The organism is Elusimicrobiota bacterium (genome assembly GCA_016180815.1).
Lineage (GTDB): Bacteria > Elusimicrobiota > Elusimicrobia > JACQPE01 > JACQPE01 > JACPAN01.
Map to the genome: position 1 here is coordinate 32,617 of JACPAN010000028.1, position 24,371 is coordinate 56,987.

The following is a 24,371-nucleotide window of genomic DNA, read 5'->3' on the forward strand; positions in this document are numbered from 1 at the left end:
ATGAAAAATTTGCAACTCTTTGTGCCAATGCCAACGCGGGCTTCATGCTTGTATCCGCAAGATTTGACGTGACTGGCCAGCTCGGTAACGCTCATTTTGAAGAACTTAGAAAAGACCTTAACGCCCTTGGCGGCTGCTACCAGGTTAAACTTCGGGCCGAGCCTATTACTGAATTGCAATTGATAAAGGGAGAAAAAAACAGTATTTCAGGCAACATGATCATAGAAACAGAAAAACGCATCACCGTCACCGGCAGCAGCCGGACCTACGCCAATGAAACGACCACCATCCCCGTGTCCGGCCTACGGATTGTTTCGCTCGAACAGACCTTTCCTCAAAACACTGCCGTCATCCTTTCCATTGACGGCGCCAATGTTTTTGCCCGCACGACGCAGCAGAACATTCAATCCGTAAGCCGGTCCTTCCGGGATGTGGGTTTTAATGTGGTTAGGGAGATTGATTTGACAATGCTTATCCCGCCGGTGGCTCCCGACCCTCTTCGCGGTGGAACCCCGGCTCCCATGAAAGGCTTCGTTTACCAGGTCACGCAGCCGGACCCGCGCATTGAATTCGTTCAGGATGGACCCAATAAGGAAAAGCTGCGTTTCTTCGCCATTCCCGGTTTAGACCCCGCCGCCTTTACCGACTTTACTTATACGGCCACTATTACAGGGGATGCGGGGCAAACCTTCACGGACACCATTTTGGTCGCTTCGTTTTCCGTTCGGACGGTAAATTTCATTAAGTCAGAAAACAGGAGTTCTGATTCGGAAGAAAGGCACACGTTTATCATGTGCGCTGATCCAGATAAAGTTCTTGTAGGAGCCTTTTTGTCTGATATCAACAAGGAAGGTGGGGGCGGCACTCACGTGGAACATAGAAGGGAGATGTTTCAACGAGGGGGTTGCTATGAAGTAGAGCTCGTGGCTTTTCCTGTATTTTTTCTTGGGAGAAGTGAAATCAACGCTAATATGGTTATTGTGCAAGAAAAGGAAGAATGGGTCACGGTCAACGGACGCGTTTTTAGAGGAGAGAACCTGTCCGTTTCCTTCCCGGGGATCAGGCTTGTCTTTGCCCACTCGCTCTTTGATTTTCTCGGTTTTTCAGCCACGGGCAATTCCGCCGTTTTTATGAAATCGGATGAGCCGGACCCGGCTCCTGTCGTCACAGTTGAGGGCAACAATACCATCACCAGACCCAGCGGCGGAGGAAAAGCGGTGTATTTCACCAATATGCCGAGCATGCAAAGCTTTTCAAATTCGGCATCAACCACGGCGTTTTCAGAATTCCAAAACGTTGATCTTGCGGCCATAAGATCGCCAACTTTTCCCGATTTTACTTTACGGGATTTTAACTATGGCGTGTCCGTAGGCGATCCCAACGTCGACTTCTTTCTCACCGGCGCCAATAACAGGGAATTCCGGTTTCGCACCCTGGCTGGAGGGAAATTTATTCTGACTACGAGCCCGCCGGCGTTTGACAAGGGAACCGCCCTAGGCCCGCTGGAAGATGGAAGGGTTTACCATTACGGCGTTTTCAGCCGGGCAGCCAACGCAGTGCAAAAACTGCCCGCGGTGGCGGCAACAAAGGCTATTGCCGCTCCATTGCAAATACCAAACGAACAAATGGCGCAATCCCAGAATTTATTCTGCGGAACAGTCCAGCCGAATTTTGACGATCCTTTTTATATCAATCCTTCTTCCAATTCCAGCATTCAAAACCTAGAGGTCCGGTTTAACAAGAATAGGCCGATACGCGGCAAGGCAAGAATCCTTTTAGATCCCAATTTTATCGTAAGGGAGATGGCGGCCAATGATGTCATTGATAATTTTGACAATCGTAGCGCGGCGGGGTGGGGAGGGTTTGGCGATTCCGATTTTGTGACCAACGTAAGTACCGGCAATTTTATGTTAAGGCTCTCCACGACAGCATTCTCAGGCCGCCTGGTGAGAACCGATTCTTTTGGCGCAGGAGTCGAGGGAGAGGGCAGCGTTTCCGTTCTTATGAAGGCCTCAAGAGGTTTTGGCGGCATTTACCTCGAAAGCACTGATACGTCTGTTCCCGGTCCAGGGGGTGTCGCCGCTTCATTGGGTATTGGAGAAGAGAGTCCAGGCTGGCACCATCTGGAGATTCGGTTCCAAGGAGGGGTAGCTAAAAGCTATTTGGACGGCAGGTTTGTGGCCGAAGTAACAATCCCTAAATTTAGCGGCAGGGCCGGACTATTTGCGCAGGGCAGGTCCGCAACCATTCTGGAACCCGCGCCTTCAAATCCGATTGTCTTTTTTGATGATTTCCAAGCATTTCGGACGCGGTCCCAAATCAGTTGGGATGGGCGGGATGCCAATAGTCAGCTTGTCTTCGATCCGGCCGTCTCAGCCAGGAGAAACTTGATTTTTGTGCTTCAGGCTTTTGATGTTTTTGGTTCAACGATAACTATTCAGCGGGATCTTCAATGGGAAACCGGAGCCCCCGTTATTGGCACAGACCATAGGGCCAAGCCCCATTTGGTCAATTCTCAGCTTCAGAAGCGTATTCTTTATCCATTTACTTCCGACTCCGTGGTCCGACTGGTAAGCGGCGATCTTTTTTTGAGGAGGATTTCCGGGGGGGAGACCAGCGTTTCGCTTTCCGCGCAGGGTCTTAGCGTCAATGACTCCAGCAGCCTTCTTCGATTGACGCTTCCTTCTAATATCACGGACGGCCAATGGCGGTTAGGGGCGTTTCCCAACAGCACCTTCTTTTATAACAGGGGCTGCATTCAATCCAATTCAATCGTTCCGCCGTTTGAGTCGCAGCCTTTTAGCGTCTTTGTTGATTCCTTCGTCTCTGTGGACAGCCGGCATCCCGCTTTGGTGCCGGAAACTGGCGAGACGTTTCATGACGCCAATAGTTTTACCGCGCCTTTTGTCTTGCGTTTTAAGACATTCCGCAGAGCAGACCGGGGACTCCATGTCAATTTAAAGATAAGGGATAGCGCAGGCAGCATCATTCATGACAACACCATAACCTTGTCATCGGTTACGGTGGACACGATCAGCAGCTCTTCCATGACTTGGAGCGGCGTGGCGGGAAGCACCGTGGCGCTCTTTCGCTACAGCCTGGAGGCCATAGAATGGCACAGCGCCGGCGGTTTTGATTTTTTAGTTACCGGCCTTAATGTCCTGCAGGAAGGAACCTTGGTCCAGTATCCTAATGCCGGGACCCAACTCGCCGCAGCCGGTGATTTAAGCCGGGCACAACTAATTTTTCCTTCCTCTTTGAACATGACGATTGCTCAATCCACGGGTGTGCCCACGGGTTTGAGTTTGGTTGGGGCAAAATTCGCAGGAACTTCATTTGCTCCCTTGCGGACGAGCGCCTTTTTTGACGTTAATCCGGATGGAACCGTTTTTAGTCCTTTGGTAGCGGTCCTTCGGATAAAGCCTTCCCCCAAGAGCGGGGATGATCCGAGCCAAATGAGCATCTTTCGATACGATACCGCAACCAACATTTGGGAGCCTTTGCCAACGACTTTTGATCTGACTTCCGGGGAACTTATCGCCACCACCGAGAAAGCCTCCTTGTTTGCCGCTTTTCATTTTCGGGGCAAGGAAACCAGCCCCCCGATATCTACTTTGGCTACCGGGGAGCCCAAGTTCATTGGCCCTGATCAGCGGCTCTTTGTCGCTTCCAAGACTTCCTTAAGAATTGAGGCGGGAGACGCCAGCGGTATCGAAAAATCGTTGTTTCGGGTACGCAAAGAAAGCCTGCCGCCATTGGAAACATTTTCCCAGCCGTTCACCATCGCCGGGGAAGATGGTCTGCGTTTCGTGGATTTCTTGAGTATTGACAGACTGGGAAATAGGGAGGCGCAAAAAACACAGGTTATCGCGCTGGATAATACTGCGCCGGACGCTGACCTTATTGCCGACGATCCCGGCCTTGCTTTTTCATCGGGAACGGTTCTTTATGTCACTTCCCGAACCCCTCTTAAAATTAATTCTGTTGATCCTTTGGTTAACGGTGTAGCTTCGGGCGGGGCCGGCGGTTCGTTTAAGGATAGAACGGCTGGAGGTTCTTTTGCGGTTACTGGGGGAACTTTCAGCATGGTGGGCAATGATGGAAGCCGCATCATTGACTTTTTTGGCGTAGACAACCTTGGAAACCAAGGAAGCATCAAGAGCCGGTTGCTTGCGTTGGATAACACTGCGCCTGAAATCACGGTAACACCAAACCGGGCTCTTTTTCAGGAAAGCGGCGCTTTTTACGCAACAAGTTCGGATACATTCCATGTTGCGGTCAGGGACGGGCTCTCCGGTGTCAAATCTATCAGTCTGAGTATCAACAGCGAACCGTTTCAAAGCATTGCCTCCGGCCATGCTCTTTCCTTGAAACAAGAAGGCAATTTCTTTATTACCATCCGCGCCCTGGACCAAGTGGGCAATTTATCGCAAAAGCAGCAAAGCATTGTCATTGATAATACGCCGCCCGACTTTTCCGGGGTATCTACGGTTAAAGTCGACGCTGAGGATCCGGCGAACCTTATTGTTCCTTTAGAGGCGGTTGAGATCGCCAATGGCTCTATCCGGTTGACGGAAAACGCCTTGGTGCCGCCCAACGGCTTTAACATCCATTGGGAGGCGGATGTGCTTCCGGATCAAAACACGGAGCCTGGACGCTTTGACAAAACCCTCTCAAGAGGCACAGAAACCCTTCTGGGGGACAGTATTTATCGCATAAACTTAGATGCCTGCCCAGCTTCCACTAATCCGCTGCAATCTTTTGGTCTTGTAGTGTTAATACTCCGGCCTAACGCAACCCTTCCGGACCGAAGCTACGTTTTGGAAACCAGGTTTAAGACGTCGGGAAGCGCGTTGGGTAGCGTCTTGGTCAGTGGTCCGGGCTCTTTCGAATCCCTTAATACTTCAGCCGTTGAGGCTACGTTGTTTGGCGCAGCGCCGGTTGCGCTTGCCGCCGGCCAATTCCATACCTTTCAAATTAAAAAGCAACCAGGTGGCGCGACAGATTTATTGGTAGACGGTAATCTGGTAAGTAAAAGACCCCCCTCAGCGTCCCCTGATCTTTTAAGCAATGTTGTTCTTGCTATTAGCTGCAAAGGGTCGGGCCAGCCGGCAAGCGCGGAAATTGATTATTTTCGGTTAACCACGGAGCCAACGGTGGTTGGAACATCCGCCACCATTGAAACGCCGTTTATTGATGCTGATTTTGTGAGCAACTTCCGGCAGGCCGGCAGTTTGGGGCAGGGCACCATAGCACACGCCTTTTCTTTAGATGGGGCTGTTTTCCAGCCTATTGAGCAATTGCCCAAAACAGTGCTGCCGGAAAGAAAAATAAAGTTCCGCAGCATCCTTGCGAGAGATTCGATTTTAAAGCAAGCCCCCTCCTTGGATGCCGTCTTTGTAGATGCCGAGCGCGGTATTGTGGTTACTCCTACCTTGCTTGAGCCCCTTAGGCAGGATCAACCTCTTCTTATTGAGTTCACATCTTCGGAAAGGCTCGCATCATCCCCAACGGTAACCGTTGGAGGCGAGCCAGCATTTGATGGCAATAAACCGCCCAGTCTTTCTTGGAGATTCAACTTTACTCTTCCCGCAAACACCGCTGGGCCGCTGCCGGTTGTCATTGAGGGGGTAGACTTGGCCGGCAATAAGGGCCGCGATCAAACGGCTCGCATCGGAGTCGGCGATTTTTTCCCAACGCGGACCTCCCTTTCCATCGGGCAGCCCCAATCCGGGGTAGAGCCTGTATTCGTGACTCCGGTTACCCCTCTTGAGTTTCGCCTGGAAGATGATTTAAACAGGATTGGAGATAAGCTGGGAACCGGGGTTCAGAGTTTACATTTGGCCTTAGAAGGCATTTCCTCAACCACGATAAACAATCCTGATCCTATGGCTGCCGTTTTTACGGCAACGATAACCTTATTGGGCATTGCGGATGGAATTTATGACCTGCGCTTTTTTGGAAAAGACAGAATAGGAAATACCGAGCAAGTAAAGACTAAAAGAATCGGTCTCGATTCTTTGCCTCCGGGCAGTGCTTTTAGCGGCTCCCGTAATTTTTTCCGGGAAAATGACACGGTTTATGCCGCCACAAGGGATACTTTTGGATTTGTGGCCACGGATGCGGGTTCCGGGGTTCGGGAAACCTTCTTTAGCATTAATGACGCGCCGCTCACTCGATTCACTCAGGCTTTCAGTTTTTCCCAGGAGGGAAAGGTAAAAATTCAGTTCCGGTCCGTGGATAATTTGGGACATGAGGAGCCCCTTCAAACCATCCAGCTTGTTCTGGAGAATACTCCTCCCACGTTTTCGGAGGCGGCCCGGATCAGCGTAGAGGCGGAGGATCTCTCCAATGCTATGCAGGGTTTGGATTTGGCGGACGGCGCTTTAAGGCTCAAGACCGATACCGTCAGTTTCTTTCCGGATGACCAATGGGATATCCGCTATGAAGGGGAGGTATTGCCGGATAATAACAGCCCGGCGTTTATGGTGGATCGTTCCTTTATTCGGCCAGAAGCTCCCATCAAAGAAAAGATTGAAGACGGGGTCTACCGCATTCTTTTTGGGACTTCGCCGGCTTCCGGTTCCGGCGGCCAGTTGAGTTTTAGCCTGCCGGCCACGCTTAATGACCAGCAAGGCTTCACCTCGGAATGGAGAATACGCATGCTGCCCAATGCCATCATGAATATGAGCCTGCGAAGCCAAAACTTCAATAGTTTTATCAGGCTTTTCAATAATACGGTGGAGGTTCCCGTTTTTGAAGGGGGCCAATTCGTGAGGTTGGCCACTATGGAGGTGTCTCCCAACGCATTCCACACGTACCGCATCACATCTCAGGGAGGCTCCTTTTCTTTGTTCGTGGATCACCAGTTGTTCGTTATGGGGCAAGCCACCGCCCTTTCCCAGGTTTTGCTTGGATCGGTTAATAGCGTTGCCATCCGGTTGAGTTTTGACCCAGGCGGGGGAGGGATTGATGTGGATTATATCCGCGCCAACACCCAAAAGACGCAGCCTCCGGGAATAAACCCCGTAACCCAGGTGACGGGAAAACTGGAAGGGTCTGTTGAGACGCCGTTCCTTGTTTTTTCTACGGTTACCAAGCTGGATAATTTTGCGGCAATACAAACTCTGGGGGAGGGTGAAATCCTTCATGAATTTACGACGGATGAAGCCGCTTTCCTGCCGGTCGCCCAACTTGCGAACGTCAACCTTACAACGAGGCAAATCAAATTTCGTTCTACTTTAAGGAGAGCAAGCCTGGAAAATGCCTCGCCTAGTTTAAACTCTATTGCATTTGACGTTATCGCCCGGTTGGTGGAAGCGAACCCTGCCATGATCGGGCCGCATTCATTCGGCCCATCCTTGATTACCTTTACCGCCTCGGAGAGGCTTTCCCAAGCGCCCAACGTGACTATTGATAAGGGCCAAGCCGAGGATGGAAATATTCCGCCAAGCCTATCCTGGACGTTCCGGTTTAGGCCGCCACAAGATCAATCCAGTGGTGTATTCCCCATTAAAATCGAGGGGTTTGATTTCGCGGGCAATCTGGGAACGGATGCTTCCGGCCGAATCACGATAGACAGCTTAGCGCCTCAATCCGTCCTGACCATAGGAGAGCCCAAACTTGAAACCGATCCCATTCTTGTTGGTCCCAGAACTATTTTTAGCTTTTTATCCGAGGATGGCTTGATTACGATTGGGGATAAAAAAGGCGCAGGAGTTAAGTCCTTGGAAGTGTTTATAGATAATGCGTTAGTCAAGAGCTTTAACAACGCGGATTTTAGCGCCCCCTTGGCAAGCTCGATGAGTTTATTGGGGGTAAGCGGCGGCGCTCATATTCTTTCTTTTACCGCGAAGGATGCGTTGGAAAACCCGGAAAGCGCTCAAACCGTCGCGATTATAGTGGACGATGTTCCTCCTGTCACTGTTCTCGTCCCTTCGCGGAACTTGTTTCAGGAAAATAACACTTTATATGCCACGACCCTGGACACCTTTTCTTTGGCGACTCAGGATGCGGCCTCCGGTGTAAGGGAAACCCTGTTTAGAATTGAGGAAGGGACGCAAACGCAATTTACGCAGCCGATTCGATTCGAGAGGGAGGGGGAGTTTAAACTGCGTTTCCATTCGATTGATAATTTTGACAATGTGGAGCCGGAACAAACCTTCACCATTGTTGTGGATACTACTGCGCCCACCTTCTCCGGCGAAGCGCCGGTAATGGTGGAGGCCGAAGATCCTCGAAATACCATCAGAGAACTGGCGTTATCCAATGGCTCCTTGGTTTTGCCGACAACGACGTTTTTTGGGCAACCCACGGAAAATTGGACATTCCGTTTTGAAGGGGATGGTTTGCCCATGAATAACGATCCGCCTTTTGGTTTGTTTCGTTCTCCATTTATGGACCCATCCATAAAAGAGAGTACAGAGGGAGGCATCTATAAAATTTTATTTGAGGGCCAGGCACAGACTTTTCGCGCGGGAGGCTTGAGGCCGCAGAATCTTAATTTAAGTTCAGCCACAGGCTACACCGTGGAATGGCAGATGCGCATGTCGGTCAATCCGGCATTTATGGGCTCCGGCGCTTTTGTCAATTTTCGCATCGCGGATCACAACGTCTTTTTTATGAGAGTTTTCCAGAGCGGCCTTCTGGAGGTGAGCCTTCCTCAGTCTCCTTTCATTGAAAGGTTTTTTGTGGGCTCCATGGATACATTCCATACTTTCCGGGTAATCTCCCAAAACGGCATATTCATCCTGTTTGTGGATCAACAGAGAATAATAGAAGTTGCTTCCATCGCCTTCGGTTTTGGAGAAATGGATTTAGCCTTTAACTACCAGGCCGGAGTCGGGGGGCAGGCGGAATTGGGCTATTGGAGGGTTAATAACCAGGGCAGTTTTCCTCCAACAACTCATCCCCAGTTGGTATTTGAGGGGCCAACTGAGGGTAGCGTGGAAACACCGTTTATTCCTTTGCCGGAGGTTAGCCGGATCAATGGCTTTAAGGCGGCCCAGGACCTTGGGGAAGGGGAAATTATCCATGAATTCACCACGGATGGGACAACCTTTCTACCTGTCACGCAGTTGATTCAAGCCGATGTATTCGCAAGACAGATCAAATTCCGCTCCAGTCTCAAGAGAGCCTTGGCGGAAAAGAGGTCTCCTTCCTTGGATTCCATTTCCTTTGGTTTAAAACGTTTGGTCCAAAGCAATCCTTCGGTTCTTGGCCCAAAGATCACGGCATCCACCATCACCTTTATCGTTTCCGAGCGGCTGACGCATACCCCATCCGTAACGGCGGCAGGACTTCATGCTTTTGACGGCAATCTGCCACCCAGTTTTTTATGGAACTTTAAATTTAACTTGGACTCCAACTTGGCTGGCGGATCTTATCCCATTGAGATTACCGGCGCCGATCTGGCGGGAAATTCCGGGTTCGATGGGACAGGAAGGATTATTGTGGATCGCTTGCCGCCCAGAACCACCATGTTTTTTGAGCCTGGATTTGTTGCGGCATCGGCCGGCGACTTAAGGCAAAGCGTTCTAAATACCCAGGGACTTTCTTTCCCATTGGAGTTTGCCGGGATGGGAACATTATTTTCTTTAAGCTCTATAGACGACTTGCTTCAAGTTGACGACAGCTCCGGCCCCGGAATTGCCCTTCAAAGGGCAACGTTGGGCGATATGGCGGCGCTTGCTTTTGTCAACCCCAAGCCCGGCAAAGGCATGCCTTTTGTCAGCACCTTTACTTTATTCGGGCTTCCAGACGGAGTTTACCCTTTGGGTTTTACGGCCCAGGATGCGGTTGGCGTTGAAGAATCCACTATAACCAGAACCGTAGTTTTGGATACCTTGCCTCCGGCAACGGCTTTATCTGCCGGACGGCCTCTTTTTAGGGAAAACAACACCATTTACGCCATGAGCAGGGATACTTTCGGATTCGTGGCCCAGGATAATCTCTCTGGCGTAAGGGAAACCCTTTTGAGCATCAATGGCGGTTCCTTCGCTGTCTTTAATCCCTTAATGCCGCTATCTTTTAATTCCGAAGGAAAATTTCTTATCGCCTTTAAATCCGTGGATCAGTTGGGCAACCAAGAGCCGGAGAATGTTTTATCCATTGTTATCGACAACACCCCGCCCAATTTTTCCGGCACAACAGGAGTGCGGATTGAAGTTGAGGACGCGGATAACATATTTTCCCGAGCGTTGTTTCAAGAAATCAACGGTTCTTTGGTTTTAGGGACATTAACGGCAGACCCGGGCTCAGGCAGCGTGGCGCGTTTTGAAGGGGACGTCCTTCCCAGTCAGAATGATCCTGTTTTCCAAAGGGAAATCGGCACTCAACCGAATGAACAATTTTTCATAGAAGAGATTAAGAACGGTATTTTCGATTTAACTATTACTCAGGCGGCCCCGCCAGGCGACACATTCGCGGCATATTCGCTCAACACGCTCTCGCTTGATCCCCAGAAAGGCTACAGCATGGAGGTACGCGCCCGGGTTAAGGATAACAGTCAATGGGGTTTTAATTCCCGAGATTTAGCAGGCCAGACCATCGGCGTCAGCATCTTTAGGATTTCGCAAAGCGGTATAAACCGGGCCTTTTTCTTCGGAGGCAGCACGGTCCGTCTGGATGACCTTAATCTTACGCAGTTTCACACATATTTGGTTAAGGTATCACAAAATCAGGTCAATTACTTTATGGATGGCGCTCTGGTTAGCCAAACGACTCCGGTCAGCTTCAATGTTTCGCCTTTCAGGTTTTTTGCTCAAAAGAGCGTGATGACGATCGCGGGAGGCATCGAAATAGATTACATCCGGATCAATACGGCCGGTTCCGAAGCCCCGCTTCCCCCGGACACGGTCAAACCGGTTTTAGAGGCCGCGATTGAGACTCCCTTTATTGAGGTGCCGGAGATACAAAATATCAACCACTTTGCCGCCTTCCAGGACGTTGGAGAAGGGGAGATCGTTCATGAGTTTTCCACGGATGGGAATACCTTTCTATCCGTGGGCCGTTTAGCCGAGGCGGATCTAAGCGCCAAAAAAATAAAATTCCGTTCTACTCTCAAGAGAGTCTCCGGGGAAAAGAAGTCGCCGTCGCTCGACGCCCTTGCCTTTGAACTTAAAAGAGATGTGCTGGTCAGCACATCGGCGGCGGGGCTTGCCTCCCCGGTGTTTATTTCCTTCATCGTCTCGGAAAGACTGATCAGCAGCCCGACGGTTACTATTGACGGCGGCCAAGCGTTTGATGGAAATGCGCCGCCAAGTCTGTCCTGGAAATTTAGGTTTCAAGCGAAGGAAGACAATCCCCCTGGCCTTCACCCGATCGTTATTTCCGGCAATGATTTAGCCGGAAATTTTGGAATTGACGACACCGGCCGTTTGACCATTGACTCCTTTGCACCTCAAGTCAATAACATTTCTCCGAGGGGTGGCGATGTTTTTGTTGCGGAAGTTTCCACAATAAACGTTAACGTGAGTATCCAGGATAATTTAGACCCAAAGCCCGCCGCTGCTATTAAGTTATTTCAGGTTCAAAACAAGGGCTTGTTGCGCGGGCCGACGGTGTTTTTTGCCAAAGACGACGATCAAATCAGCCCTAGGGCTCTGGATGACGGCTCTTGGAATATGGAGGTGGAAGGCCGGGACTGGGTTGCTAACTCAACCAAGGTATTATCCGGCATCTTTGAAGTGGTCCATGACACCCTGACCCCAAGGTCAAATCTGGCAATCGGGACACCGGCTTTTATAGCAGCCTCTCCAAACGATCTTAAATTAAGCCGCCTAGACTCAGCAGCCGTTTCTTTTCCCTTAACCTTTGTCCGCTCAGAAACATTGTTGACCCTAAATTCCATAGATGACGCATTGCGGCCGCTGGATCAAAAGGGTGTTGGTGTTTTAAGTCATTCAGTTTCTTTAAACGGTCTATTTAATCGGCTTTTTCAAAACCCTAATCCCCAAGAAGGCCAGGTGTTTGTTTCCAGCTTTACTCTATCGGATATCTTGGATGGGGTATTTCAACTAAGCTTTCTGGCCCGCGATGCCCTGGATCAAGCAGAGTCCACCCAAACCATTGCCGTTGCTTTGGATAATACGGCTCCATTTACGGAGTTTGCCGGTTCCCGGCCGCTCTTTAAAGAAAACAATACGGTTTACGCCACCAGCCGCGATACGTTTGGGTTTGTGACAAGAGATAACCTCTCCGGAGTCAAAGAAACTTTATTTAGGATCGACGCTGCACCATTTGAGTCGTTTAATCCCAGTAATCCCTTGACATTTCCCCAGGAGGGAAGGGTTGAGATCACATTTAAATCACGGGATCAGTTGGGCAATGAGGAGGCAGAACGCACCGTTGCCCTCATCATTGATAATACCCCGCCTACCTTCTCTGGTGTCAACGCCGTGACTATTCAGGCCGAAGACCCGCTTAATACCATCGTCAAATTGGAAACATTCGATGGGGCCTTGCGGCTCCCCACGCAAGTCAGTGCTGCAACGGGGGAGGAAACCTGGACCTTCCGATGGGAAGGAGACCGGCTCGCTTCCCAAACCAGCCCTCCTTTTAGCGTTTCCAGATTTATTTTTGGCAGCGGTACTATTGATGAGTCGCTGGAACAGGACAATTACGTGGTTAATTTTTCTTTTGTCCCGGGGGGGAGTTTCAGAATTCTCCAGTTAAAGCAGAACGATGCCGGCATGAGCTTTGCTGTCGGCCACACCGCAGCGTGGCGGGTTAAGGTAGCCCCCAGCGTTCCTTTCTTATTAGCTTATCGTGACGGAAATTATAACCACCGTATCTCCATTACTGCTGGCGATGTTTCGCTTTCTTTTGAGGGAGAAATTCCGGAAATCATAGCGCACGTTCCCAATGTTACGATAGAGGTAGGCCGCTTCAGCTCTTTTGCCCGTTTGGGCCTGGATGCGGCCATTTTCCACGATTACCGGGTAACCTCGAAGGTTGGGCAGATTTCTTTTTATATAGACGGCAAGCTGATTGTGGAGGGCCGAGCCCAGTCCTTGGGTTCCATTGCAGGCAGAGCTCTGGAGATGCAAATCGGCAATGGCTCGGAAAAGGGGCGGGTGGAGCTTGATTATTTTCGAGTCAATAACCAGGGAGTTTTCCCGCCGCCGGTTCAATTGGTTGGAGAGCTTGAGGGAACGGTGGAAACGCCTTTTATAAACCTTCCGGAGATTAATGCCGTCAATGGCTTCAAAACCATTCAAAGCGTCAACGAGGGAGATATAACTCATGAGTTTTCTACGGATGGAACAGTGTTTAAGCCAGTTGTCCAGCTTTCCGAGGCAAATATTAGCGCAGGAAGAATTAAATTTCGTTCCACTATAAAAAGGGCCTCGCTGGATAAGACTTCTCCAATGCTCGACGCCGTTTCCTTTGACCTAAAAAGACATGTTATGGTCAGCACGGCAGTTGCCGGTCCTCAAGGAGGGATCGCTCGGATCACCTTCATCACATCGGAGCAGCTTCAGAGCCCCCCAACGGTAACTGTTGCCGGATTCCCTGCATTTGACGGCAACAACCCACCCAGTTTTCTCTGGAATTTTAGATTTACGCCGGATTCTGCAATGGTCGATGGAAGTCATTCTATTCATATTGTTGGAGCCGATCTGGCGGGCAATACCGGGGAGGATAATACCGGAAGGTTGAACATAGACACCAAAGCGCCGCAGATTGTCATTGCTTCCCCTGTTGGCGGAGAAAGGTTTTTGGCAACTATTCATACCATACCCATTAGCGTAAACATCCAAGATAATCTGGATACTAACCCCAGGATTACGCGTTTGGAACTGGTGCAAAGAGAGAATACCGGGCTGCTTCAAGGCCCGACTGTATTTGCGGTTGCCAGCGGCCAGTTCCTGGAACCCGGCTCCTTGGATGATGGCCGGTGGGTTCTGGAGGCCGAGGGAAAAGATTGGGTGGAAAACTCTACCCGCATTGCCTCCGGTATTTTTGAAATCCTCCATGATACCCAGCCGCCCCGCAGCTTGCTCTCTATGGGGGAACCAAGATTTGGGGCAGGGGATGTAGATTTTGTAAGCCTTCAAACCATGCTTGCATTAAGTTCGACAGATGACCGTTTCCAGGTGTTTGATTCTACAGGGCTAGGGGTGGCGCGCCAACGGCTTGCCCTAGATGACGTTCTGGCGAGGAAATTTATAAACCCTGCGCCAAGGCCGGGAGAGGCTTTCCAATCGGAGTTCAGCTTGGCCGGCGCTCCGGACGGGGTTTATAGCCTTCGTTTTTCCGCAGTGGATCAAGGGGGTATTGAGGAGTCAAGTCAAACAGTAAAAATTGCGCTGGATTCCGAGGCGCCAAAGACAACGCTGGCTGCTTCTCGGCCGCTTTTTAGGGAGAACGGCACGTTTTACGCAACCAGCAGGGATACTTTCGGGTTTGTAGCAACAGACAATTTATCCGGCGTCCGGCAGACTTTATTTAGTATTGATGATGGCACGCTAAACTCCTTTGATCCCACCCTTCCCATTTCCTTCAGTTCCGAAGGCAGGTTTGTTTTAAGATTCAAGTCTATAGACCAGGTGGCCAATGAGGAAGCAATGCAGACGGTAACGATCGTAATTGACAATACGAGCCCCTCCTTTAGCGGAGCACAGGCGGTGCGTCTGGAAGCGGAGGATTCTAAGAACGTTGTAGATGGTTTAGAGAGCGCCAATGGCTCCCTGCGCCTGATTACCCGCGTTATAGCCGCTGATACTCCGGATGATTTCTGGACCATCCGTTATGAGGGGGACGTTCTTCCTAAAAACAACCAGCCTCCAATGAATGTCTTATTGCAAACAGGAAGAATTGGGGAGTCGTTGGAGAACGGAATTTACAGCTTATTAATCAATGATCCCTTTGTGCACAGCGACGACACCAACGAATTATCTTGGTTTAACATAGGGCTTGACGAAATAGCCGGTTTTACCGTCGAAATTCGAACTAAACTGAAACTGGTCCCACATCCCGGCTCATCTTTTTTTGAAACGTCCCTCTTTGTAACGGGAGGCAGATCCAGGGTTAATTTAATTCTAAAACCAAATCAGGCTTGTTTCCGCATAGGTAATACCTTCCCCTGTGTTCCCGTAGATGTCCGGGAGTTCCACGTTTATCGAATAGTTTTAAAAGAAGGTCAGGTGGCGCTATATGTGGACGGGTCCAAGGCCTTGGAGGGGCCGGCACGCCTGGGAAGCCAGACCACTTCCAAGTTGCTATTAAATCTTTTTGCTTTTAACGCCAAGGATAACGGTTTAGAGATCGATTATCTGCGGATGAATCCCACCACGCCCCTTGACCCGACCCCGAAGCTAGAGGGCAATTTAGCCGGAAGCGTGGAAACATCCTTTGTGTTCTTGCCGGAGGTTACAAAGATCAATGGTTTTAAGGCGTTCGAGGACGTGAAGGAAGGGGAAATCCTACATGAGTTCTCCATGGACAGTTTAACTTTTCTGCCGGTTGCCCAGCTTTCCCAAGCGGATATAACTTCGGGAAAGATCAAGTTCCGCTCCACATTAAAGAGAAGCTCGCTGGAACAGGCCTCGCCTCTTTTGGACGGCGTTTCCTTCGAGCTTAAACGCGAGGTTTTGGTAAGCACCGCGGTAGTTGGACCCAAGCGCCCCTTGGCGGATATATTCTTTATCGGCTCGGAGCGGGTGATTAGCAGCCCCACCGTCACGATTGGAGGCTCTCCGGCGTTTGACGGTAATCTTCCGCCCAGCATGTCCTGGAAATTCCGTTTTACGGCAAAAGAGGAGAGTGTCTCCGGCCTTCATCCTGTTGTTATTGAAGGTCTTGATTTAGCGGGCAACGTCGGGGAGGATCAAACCGGCAGACTTACGGTGGATACATTGCCGCCGGTGATTCAATTTGTTTCTCCGCGAGCCGGGGAGAAATTCGCGGCCACCGTTTCTTCGGTCGCAATACAGGTAACGCTCAACGATAATCTCGATCCTTCCCCTCAGTTGGCGCAGGACATTCTATTGCGCCAAGTAGCCAATAAAGGGCTTAAACAAGGAGCCACGGTTTTTGTGGCTGCCAATGGAACCGGCATCGATCCTTTTGTCTTGGATGACGGGCTTTGGGTAGCCGAGGCCAGCGCCCAGGATTGGGTATTTAATTCTACATTCGCAACTTCAGGAGTTTTTGAGGTGGTACATGATACTCTTGCCCCCAGAAGCATGGTGGAAGTAGGCGAGCCAAAAGTTGCCAAAGATGATTTGGTTTTTGTGAGCAAACGGTCCCGCAACTTTCTGACTTCCATTGATGATTTGGTTAAAGTAGGGGATGCTAGGGGTTTTGGGGTGGCTTTGCAGAAGTTTTCTCTTAATGGCCGAGCGCCAAAAGAGTTTATAAATCCGAACCCTGTGTCGGGGAGCTTATTTTCCAATCCCATTGCCTTGGAGGAGGAGGCGGATGGAGTCAAACTCATTTCTTTTACCGCCAGCGACCTGGTATCCAATCTGGAAGAAGAGAAATCCAAGAAATTAGCCTTGGATAATACGCCGCCCATGACGAAGCTCGAGGTTTCTACACCCGCCGTAACGGTTGATAGTATCACCGTGGTCAGCGCCATAACCCCGATAGAATTTTTAGCCGATGATCCGGTTATTAATCAAGTGGCCGTAGGAATTGGAAGCACCAGCTTTAGGGTTGTCCTCGCAACAGAAACCACGCCGGAGGAAATCCCCCTTGCTTTATTTAGCGCTGGCTTTACTTTGGCAGAGGGCCGTTACGCGATCCAGTTTAAATCCACAGATCTTTTGGAAAACGAAGAGCCAATCAATAAAGCAGAGATTCTCTCTGACGGTAGGCCGCCGGCAATCACCATAACTTCCCCAAAAGAAGGGGATAAATTTATTGCCACCATCAGTTCCATTCCCATTAATGTAATTGTAACGGATAACCTTGATCCCAATCCTCGGTTCACAAGATTGGAACTGACAGAACTGGAAAACAGGGGCCTTCTGCGGGGCGCAACCTCGCTCATCGTTCATTCCGGGGAATTCATCGATCCTTTTTCCATTGATGATGGATTGTGGGTTTTGAAGGCCCAGGCCAAGGATTGGGTGGATAATTCGACGAAAGTGGTTTCCGGCGTTTTTGAGGTGATCCACGACATCCAACCGCCAAGAACAGCCATAAAAATGGGTGATCCCAAGGTTGAGGTTACAACGGCAATACCTGGCACAACACCGGCCGATCCTGGCCTTATCTTTTTCACCAAGAACACGCCTTTGGTATTAGATTCTATTGATGATTTGATTTCAGTGGGGGATGAAATTGGACTTGGGGTGGCCTTGCAAAAGCTCCTGGTCAATGGCGTGGAGCGTTCCACTTTTGTTAATCCCAATCCCGGCCAAGGGGCAACGTTCATCTCAAGCTTTACGCTGGCCGCAGACGAGGACGGGCTTTATACTTTAGGCTTTTTTGCCGATGACATCATCGGCAACAGGGAAGGCATTAAAATCGCCACAGTCGCAGTGGACAACACCACGCCTCAAACTGTCATTGCCATTGGTACGCCCACGTTTGTCCTTGATTCCGTGAGATTCATCAATGCCGGTACCTTGATCGGGTTCAACGCTGATGATCCCTTGGTCAATTCCGTGGCTGTGGGCGTCTCAACAACGGAGTTTAGGGTAGACGGCGCCCCTTTTGGTGTGTTTGCCTCAAGCTTTACCTTGTCTGAAGGAATAAGAACAGTTGACTTTAAAAGTACAGACAGGCTGGGCAATGAAGAAGCAATTAAAACCCAGCGGCTCCATGTGGACGCGACGCCCCCAATCACCAGCCTTAGAGCCAGTGCTCCCTTCTTTGAGAACGGCTTTGGCGGCTCTTTCCCTGATCAAGTCCCTGGGATCAAGCAATATGCCTTGCCCGGTTTTCTCTATCAACTGCCCTCTGTTGATCCCGTGGCAGAGGAAGTCGCCTCCGGGGTCTTGGTCACGCGCTACCGCAGCGTGCCGCTCGGCGCTCCCTTAGGTTCTTTGATCGAGCCCTCAGCCCAAGAAAAGGCCGCGATTGACTTTATCGCGGTTGATCCCTTGGACCCCAATGCCCCCTTTGGCACGGGGTTTTCCTTTGGTTTAGCCGAAGGCATACACAGAGTGGAGTTTAAGAGTTTTGACAATGTTTTGAATCTCGAGGTCCTTAAAGGGGTTACGGTTTATGTGGATGCCACGCCTCCCCAAAGCCAATTAATCATTTCTTCCCCCTGCGTTAGATCAGATGGGACCGTCATCAGCTCCAAGACCCCTCTAACCATCAACGCCAACGATCCCATTGTCAAGGACCTGGCCTCGGGCTTGGCCAAGAGCTTTTTTAAAGATTTCAATAATGCCGACTTTTTATCCCGCGACACCCGCTCCAACACGGAAACGCCATTTTTTGTTTCCGCTTCCACCCCGGATGGCTTTGTTGATGTGAGGTTTTATTCCGTGGACAATGTGGGCAATAACGAGCAAGTCAAATCCAAAACCGTGGTTCTAGACAACACCCCGCCTATCATTGAGTTCATATCCCCAGTAACATCAACAGAAAACCCGGGACTCTGCAAGCTGGTGGGAGGGGACCAAATCAGGGTTATCGGCACAGTCAAGGACAAGGGAACCCACTTAAACAATCAAATCTTCGATCATTTTGAGTCCTACAGGGTGGAGTTCGGCTTAGGGAGCGACCCCGTGAGCTTCACCACGATTATTGATACCGTTACACAAGTAAGTCTGGAAAACGCGGTCTTGGCAAGCTGGGACACTTCCAGTCTTCCGGAAGGCGTCTATACTTTAAAGATAACAGCCAAAGACTGCGTGGGCAATGAATCGGAGCAAAGAGTCCAGGTCATTGTTTCAAAACCCAAACTTTTATTATCTCTGGGCCGGCATGGACAAGGCTTAGGAGAGTTCAATCAGCCCAGCTACATTGCCGTGGACCCAAGAAACGGGGATTTCTGGGTTTCCGATCAAAACAATGACAGAATCCAGAAGTTTAACAGCTCGGGAACATTTTTACTTGCCATCGGCCCCAGTCCCTATCAGATCACAATAGGCACAAGCAGCAACAGCCCCCAGCTCTTTGACAACAGCGCAGGGATAACCGTTTCCAACTCCGCAGATAGCGCAAGCGCCTCAACAGCCTTAGGTTACCAAACCCTATCCCATAACCCCAACCATAATCCTCCGGGGCAAGAGAACAATACAAATTCCAATGCCGGGGGAAACGACAACGGAAATGGGCAGGCAAATTCAAATGCAGGCGGTAATTCCAACGGCAACTCTCAAACAAATAACGGCAATGCCGGGGAAAATGGAAATGCCAACGGTCAAGGCAACGCGAACAGCAACTCCGGCGGCAATGGAAATACCCAGGGAGGCGGCAACAATCTCGCCGGCAACATGAATAAACCCACCGGAGTGGCGGTGGAGGCTTCCGGGGACCTCTATGCGGCGGACAGGAACAAGGACCGGGTTTTAGTCTTTAGCTCTACCGGAAGCATTATTAGGGAGCTGTCCGGAAACCCCTATAACTTTAACAAGCCTCATGGATTGGCTTTGGATTCCCAAGGCAATCTTTATGTTGCCGATAGAAACAATGACCGGATCGTTAAGATCAGCACGACTACAGGGGAAATCCTCCAGGCCGTCACAACAGCCATAGAGCAAGACTTTAATAAGCCCCAGGGGGTATTGGCCGTAGATTCCCAGAGCCAGCTCTATATCACGGACAGGAACAATGACCGGGTTTTAATTTTCTCTTCCACCGGAGGCTTTAAAAGGCAGCTTGGCAATGGTTCCGGATTATCCGCAGGGCAATTTAATAAGCCGGACGGTATAGCTATCAATGGCAAGGGTTTTGTTTATGTCAGCGATCAAAACAACTCAAGAATCCAGAAGTTTGATCCCCAGGGGAATCCCCTTCTTGTTTTCTCCGTTCCCAAGAACGATCCAGAATCTTTAAATCACCCGGGGGGCCTGGCAGTCACCAAAGAAGGAGACTTGCTCGTTGCGGACTCTAATAACGCAAAGGTCAAGAAGTTTGGGGTTGAGGGAGAGTTGGTGGTAATTGCCAGCCAGGGGGAATCCGATCCCTCCCGGTCGGGACTGACAAAAGACGGTTCTCTAACAACCAAGGTATCTAAAACCGTTACCAAGACCTCCGGCGGCATTGTGGTTCACCCCCAGGGAGCCAAGGTGGAGATTCCGGCTAATGCCGTAGGCTCGGAAACCATTACGATTACGGTGGAGCCAAAAACAAAAGCGCCATCTGCCAAGGTTTCCATTGCGGGCAATGCAGCGCCCGCTGCCTCTGATAGTTCCTCTGGTCCATATTACCAAATCATTGGACAAGCCATAGAGTTCCAACCGGAAGGGACAACCTTTAATCAGCCGGTGACCCTAACCCTGCCGTACAATGCCGATGAACTGGCAGGAGCCAAGGAATCCGATCTTATAGTCGCCTATTACAATCCCCAGACCCAGCAATGGGAACCCTTGTCCGGCATCGCCATAGATACCGGTCTTAAACTGGCAAAAGCGCAAACGAATCACTTTAGCCTCTATGCGGTATTGGCTCCTATGGTTCCCTCAAACTCAGCTTTTGCCTGGGGAGAGGTCTTTGTGTTCCCTAATCCTGCCAGGGGAGGCAAGAAGCCGGTGTTCCATATTGAAGCGGGAATCGCGGATGAGATAGCTATACGCGTCTATGACATGAGCGGGGAACAGGTTGTTGAGACTGCGATAGGAGGCGTCCCCCAAGTAGTGGATCGAGGAGGCGCAGGGCCTAAATACGCCTATGAATACACCCTGGATCAGGATTTACCCAGCGACGTTTACCTTTATGTGATCCAGGCCAGAAGAAACGGGCAGACGCTTAAGAAGACGGGGAAGAAAAGATTAAAAAGGAAAAAGACCATGATAGTAGGGAGAAAAGAAAAACGCGCGGTGGAGGTGGCCCTCTGGATCGTCCTGGCAGTTGCTTTGGTAGGCGTTGTATTTGCGGAGAACCAAAGCGGGTTCTCTTTCCTAAAGATCGGGGTAGGAGCCAGACCCATTGGATTAGGCTCCGCTTACACTGCCATTGCCAATGATGCCACCAGCCTGTACTGGAACCCGGCGGGATTGGCCAGCCTTCACAAAAAAGAGTTCTCCGCCATGCACGGAGAGTGGTTATTAGGTTCCACTTACGATTTCCTTGGCATGGGGGTTCCTTCAAGAATCGGAACCCTTGGCTTTGGGGTTTCCATGTTGTCTTATCCAGATCAGCAGGGCAGAGATGAGCAGGGTAGATTAACCTCTAGCTTTACCCCAAGAAGCAGCGCTTTTAATCTGGCTTTAAGCAGAAGGGTTGTTGTGGGAACACAATTGGGATTAGGGGTTAAACTGATCCAAAGTCAGATATCGAGCGATAAGGCGCAAGGGGTTGCTCTAGACCTGGGAGCTATTCGTTACATGAACCAGGCGCCGGTTTCTATCGGTTTTGCTCTCCAGAATATAGGGCCAGGGATTCAATTTATCAATGAGCAGACAAAACTGCCATTAACAGCGGCAGGCGGCGTTGGGGTGCATGTCCTGGGCGCGTTGACCCTGGCTGCCGATATCAAGCACCGCATCTATGACAGAAAAACTACTTGGGCTGTTGGGACGGAATATAGTTTGATCCCATCCTTCAGCCTGAGAACAGGCTATGCCCTAAGCAGTAGGCTGAACAGCGAAGCCCTTTCCGGGCTGGGGGCAGGGTTTGGAATGCGGATGATGGGCTATAGGTTAGATTACGCGATTACTCCTTTTGGGGAGTTGGGGAATGCGCACAGGGTGAGTTTGACGGCCCGTTTTTAAGCGAGGTATTTTGATGTGTGAACAATGCGATGAGTTAGTGACGGAAAAACTGCAAGATACTTTGGAGGGACTGGACCCAGAAACAATCAGCGTTAAAGGATTTCTTTCACATTGCTCCATCCTTCGCCATAGTCGCAATAAGAAGATCGCTTCTTTGCATCAGAGGATTTGGCACCAAGCGCTTCACACAAAAGACGGTCAGGATTTGATCCGATGCCTAAACGGGAAGGAAATAGACAAGCTTTTAGATCAATTTCCGGAGGACCCCAGATTTGGGCTTCGCTGGCTGGCCTGCCTCATTTTCCTTGCTCAAAACGACTGGAAGGATGCTTTGTTAAAACAAGAGGATTTCCGGACATTGATTTTGGATACGGGGATTGATTTGGGGGTACAAAGAGGCAAACTAAAGGGAATACACGCGACAGCAGGGGAAACAAACAAAAAGACAGATGCCGGCTTTGCGCCTCCCAAACACAATAACCCTAGGCGGCCATACCGCAGGCCTGGACCCTTGGATCCCAGCCAAATTTCCGTTGAATTTCTTCCTTTAAGTAACAGGGCGCGCAATATTTTGATGGTGGCCAGGGTTAAAACTCTGGGGGGTTTGGCAAAACTCTTAAAAAATGACCGATTGATCTGGATCAGGGGCTGTGGGGATATATGTTTTGAGGAAATAACGAGCGTTGCCAAGCCCTATCTGGAACTCCTTTCAGGACCCTCTTGCAGCGCAATCCAATCCCTTAATGAGATCAATGATATCCCCACGATTCTTTCCACCCTTACTTCCCGCGAGGCTCTGTTCCTTGCCTTAAGAAGCGGTGTATTGGATGGAGACTACCGCACCTTAGATAGGCTGGCCGGTATGTTTGGATGTTCCCGGGAGAATGTCCGGCGCATCGAAAATAAAGCGATCTTTAAGCTCTCCAGACTTCCCTGGCTCAAGGAGTCTATGGAACGCGGGCTCAATCTCCATCAAGCCCTGGGAGCGATCGCCTTAAACCGCAAAATAGAGGTCAACGGCGACGAACCGTCCGACCCGATCAGTCTGCTTGCCCAGGCGCTGCATAAGCTCCGGGAAGCCGAAGAAACCATTTTGATCAGGAAGGAAACCGAGGGGGAACGGATTCGGGGCAACCTCCTGGTAACCTCTAAAGGCGAAGAGTCATGCTAAAGACATTGGGGGTTGTCTTTTTTTGTTTCTTGTTGTCGTTTGCAACAGGGTGCTCTACGATTCCCAAAAATAAACAGACCTCTGTTATTAGAGCTCAAGTGGAAGCTTCCGCACCGGAGCCAAATCCAGAACTCTTGGCTCGCCTGCAGTATTGGCACTCCCAGCAGAAATACCGGCGTCTACCTTTTACACCCGCTTTCCCTTTGCAGGCCTTGCACAAAGTCGCGATTAACCAGCCTTCCTCAATCCATGACCTGAGTGCCATTGATGGCGTGGGACGCCAGCATGCCAAAAAATACGGTTTTGAAATTTTGGAAATAATCGAAGGATTTAAAAAAAATGAAATACCACCTTGGTTAAAACCCGCAGGGGAAAAACCCCATTGGACCAAAGGGTTCCGGCTGGCAACGGACGCCCTGCCTTATCCCTCTGCCAAGATGCCGCACCCGTCGGTCAATAAAATCAATCTGGGCATTGCTGATTTGCAAAGAGTAGACGTTCAAGAGAAGGAATCTTTGATGGTGCTTGATTTTCTGCGGGCGGCCTTTGTCAATACGGGGCTTTTCCGCGTCACTGACCGAGCCAGCATGAGCAGGGTTCTTGCCGAACAGAAGTTCCAGATCGCCGTCTGCACCACGGACGATTGCGCCGTCAACCTGGGAAGGTTGTTAAAGATGGATAAAATGGCTTACGGAACAGTGTCCAAAATAAAGAATACGTATCATCTCGCCGTCAATGTAGTTGATATAGAGACGGCCGAAATCCAAGCTTCCCGCAGCGTGCAAGCCGGCTCTATGGACGAACTTGGCGCTGCCACTGTCTACCTTGCCGATATGATTTCCGGAGAGTTTAAATAGTTCTTCCAGTAGATTTGATGCGGATGATGACGTTAAGCGTGTAGGGCCGTGGAAAATACAAGCAAAACAAATTTTAGGTTGTTGGTCTGTGCCTGTGCGCTATAATTTCAAGCGATGTTCGGCCTTAGGCTCGGCTCTCCCAAAAAAAGCCTCCAAACGCTCTTAAGTTGCGGCCTGGATGTTCCTGAGGAATTGCCCCAAAACATCCTTTCCTTCGGTAAGAAGGCTTTAAAGCCATTGGCTGCCATCATGCTGGATAAAAAGTTGCATAACGCCGAATGGCCCAAAGGTTGGGCCCCTATCCATGCCATGTACCTTTTGGGCGCCCTGGGAGAGCCCGATGCCTTACCTTACTTCGAGAAGCTCTTTAGTCTCGATCTTGATGATGGGTTTTCGGACTTTATCACGGAAGACGGCCCGGCGATTTTAGCCGGCCTTGGTCCAGGCGCCATTTCCGGCATCAAGAGGCTGGCCCGTCTAAAAAGTCTTGATCCCTTTAAC

4 protein-coding genes are annotated in these 24,371 nt (G+C 50.3%); all 4 read left to right on the plus strand.

Features of this window, described 5'->3' with window-relative positions:
* Window positions 1–215: 215 nt before the first annotated feature.
* Window positions 216–21,842, plus strand: coding sequence for a PorV/PorQ family protein (locus HYT79_12150; protein MBI2071331.1), 21,627 nt, complete (start codon window positions 216–218; stop codon window positions 21,840–21,842).
* A 511-nt stretch (window positions 21,843–22,353) separates the two neighbouring features.
* Window positions 22,354–23,013, plus strand: a complete 660-nt coding sequence (locus HYT79_12155) for a hypothetical protein (protein MBI2071332.1) — start codon at window positions 22,354–22,356, stop codon at window positions 23,011–23,013.
* A complete protein-coding gene (locus tag HYT79_12160) occupies window positions 23,007–23,870 on the plus strand; it encodes an HRDC domain-containing protein (protein MBI2071333.1) in 864 nt (287 codons plus the stop codon). Before HYT79_12155 ends, HYT79_12160 begins: the two co-directional genes overlap by 7 nt.
* Before the next feature lie 114 nt (window positions 23,871–23,984).
* Window positions 23,985–24,371: DUF1186 domain-containing protein (locus HYT79_12165; GenBank protein ID MBI2071334.1), on the plus strand; the 387-nt coding region annotated here is incomplete at its 3' end.

What these genes read in the sequence shown, in the direction of transcription:
- HYT79_12160 (MBI2071333.1), top strand. Translation starts at nt 23,007, where the DNA reads ATGCTAAAGACATTGGGGGTTGTCTTTTTTTGTTTCTTGTTGTCGTTT.
- HYT79_12150 (MBI2071331.1), top strand. Translation starts at nt 216, where the DNA reads ATGATCATAGAAACAGAAAAACGCATCACCGTCACCGGCAGCAGCCGG.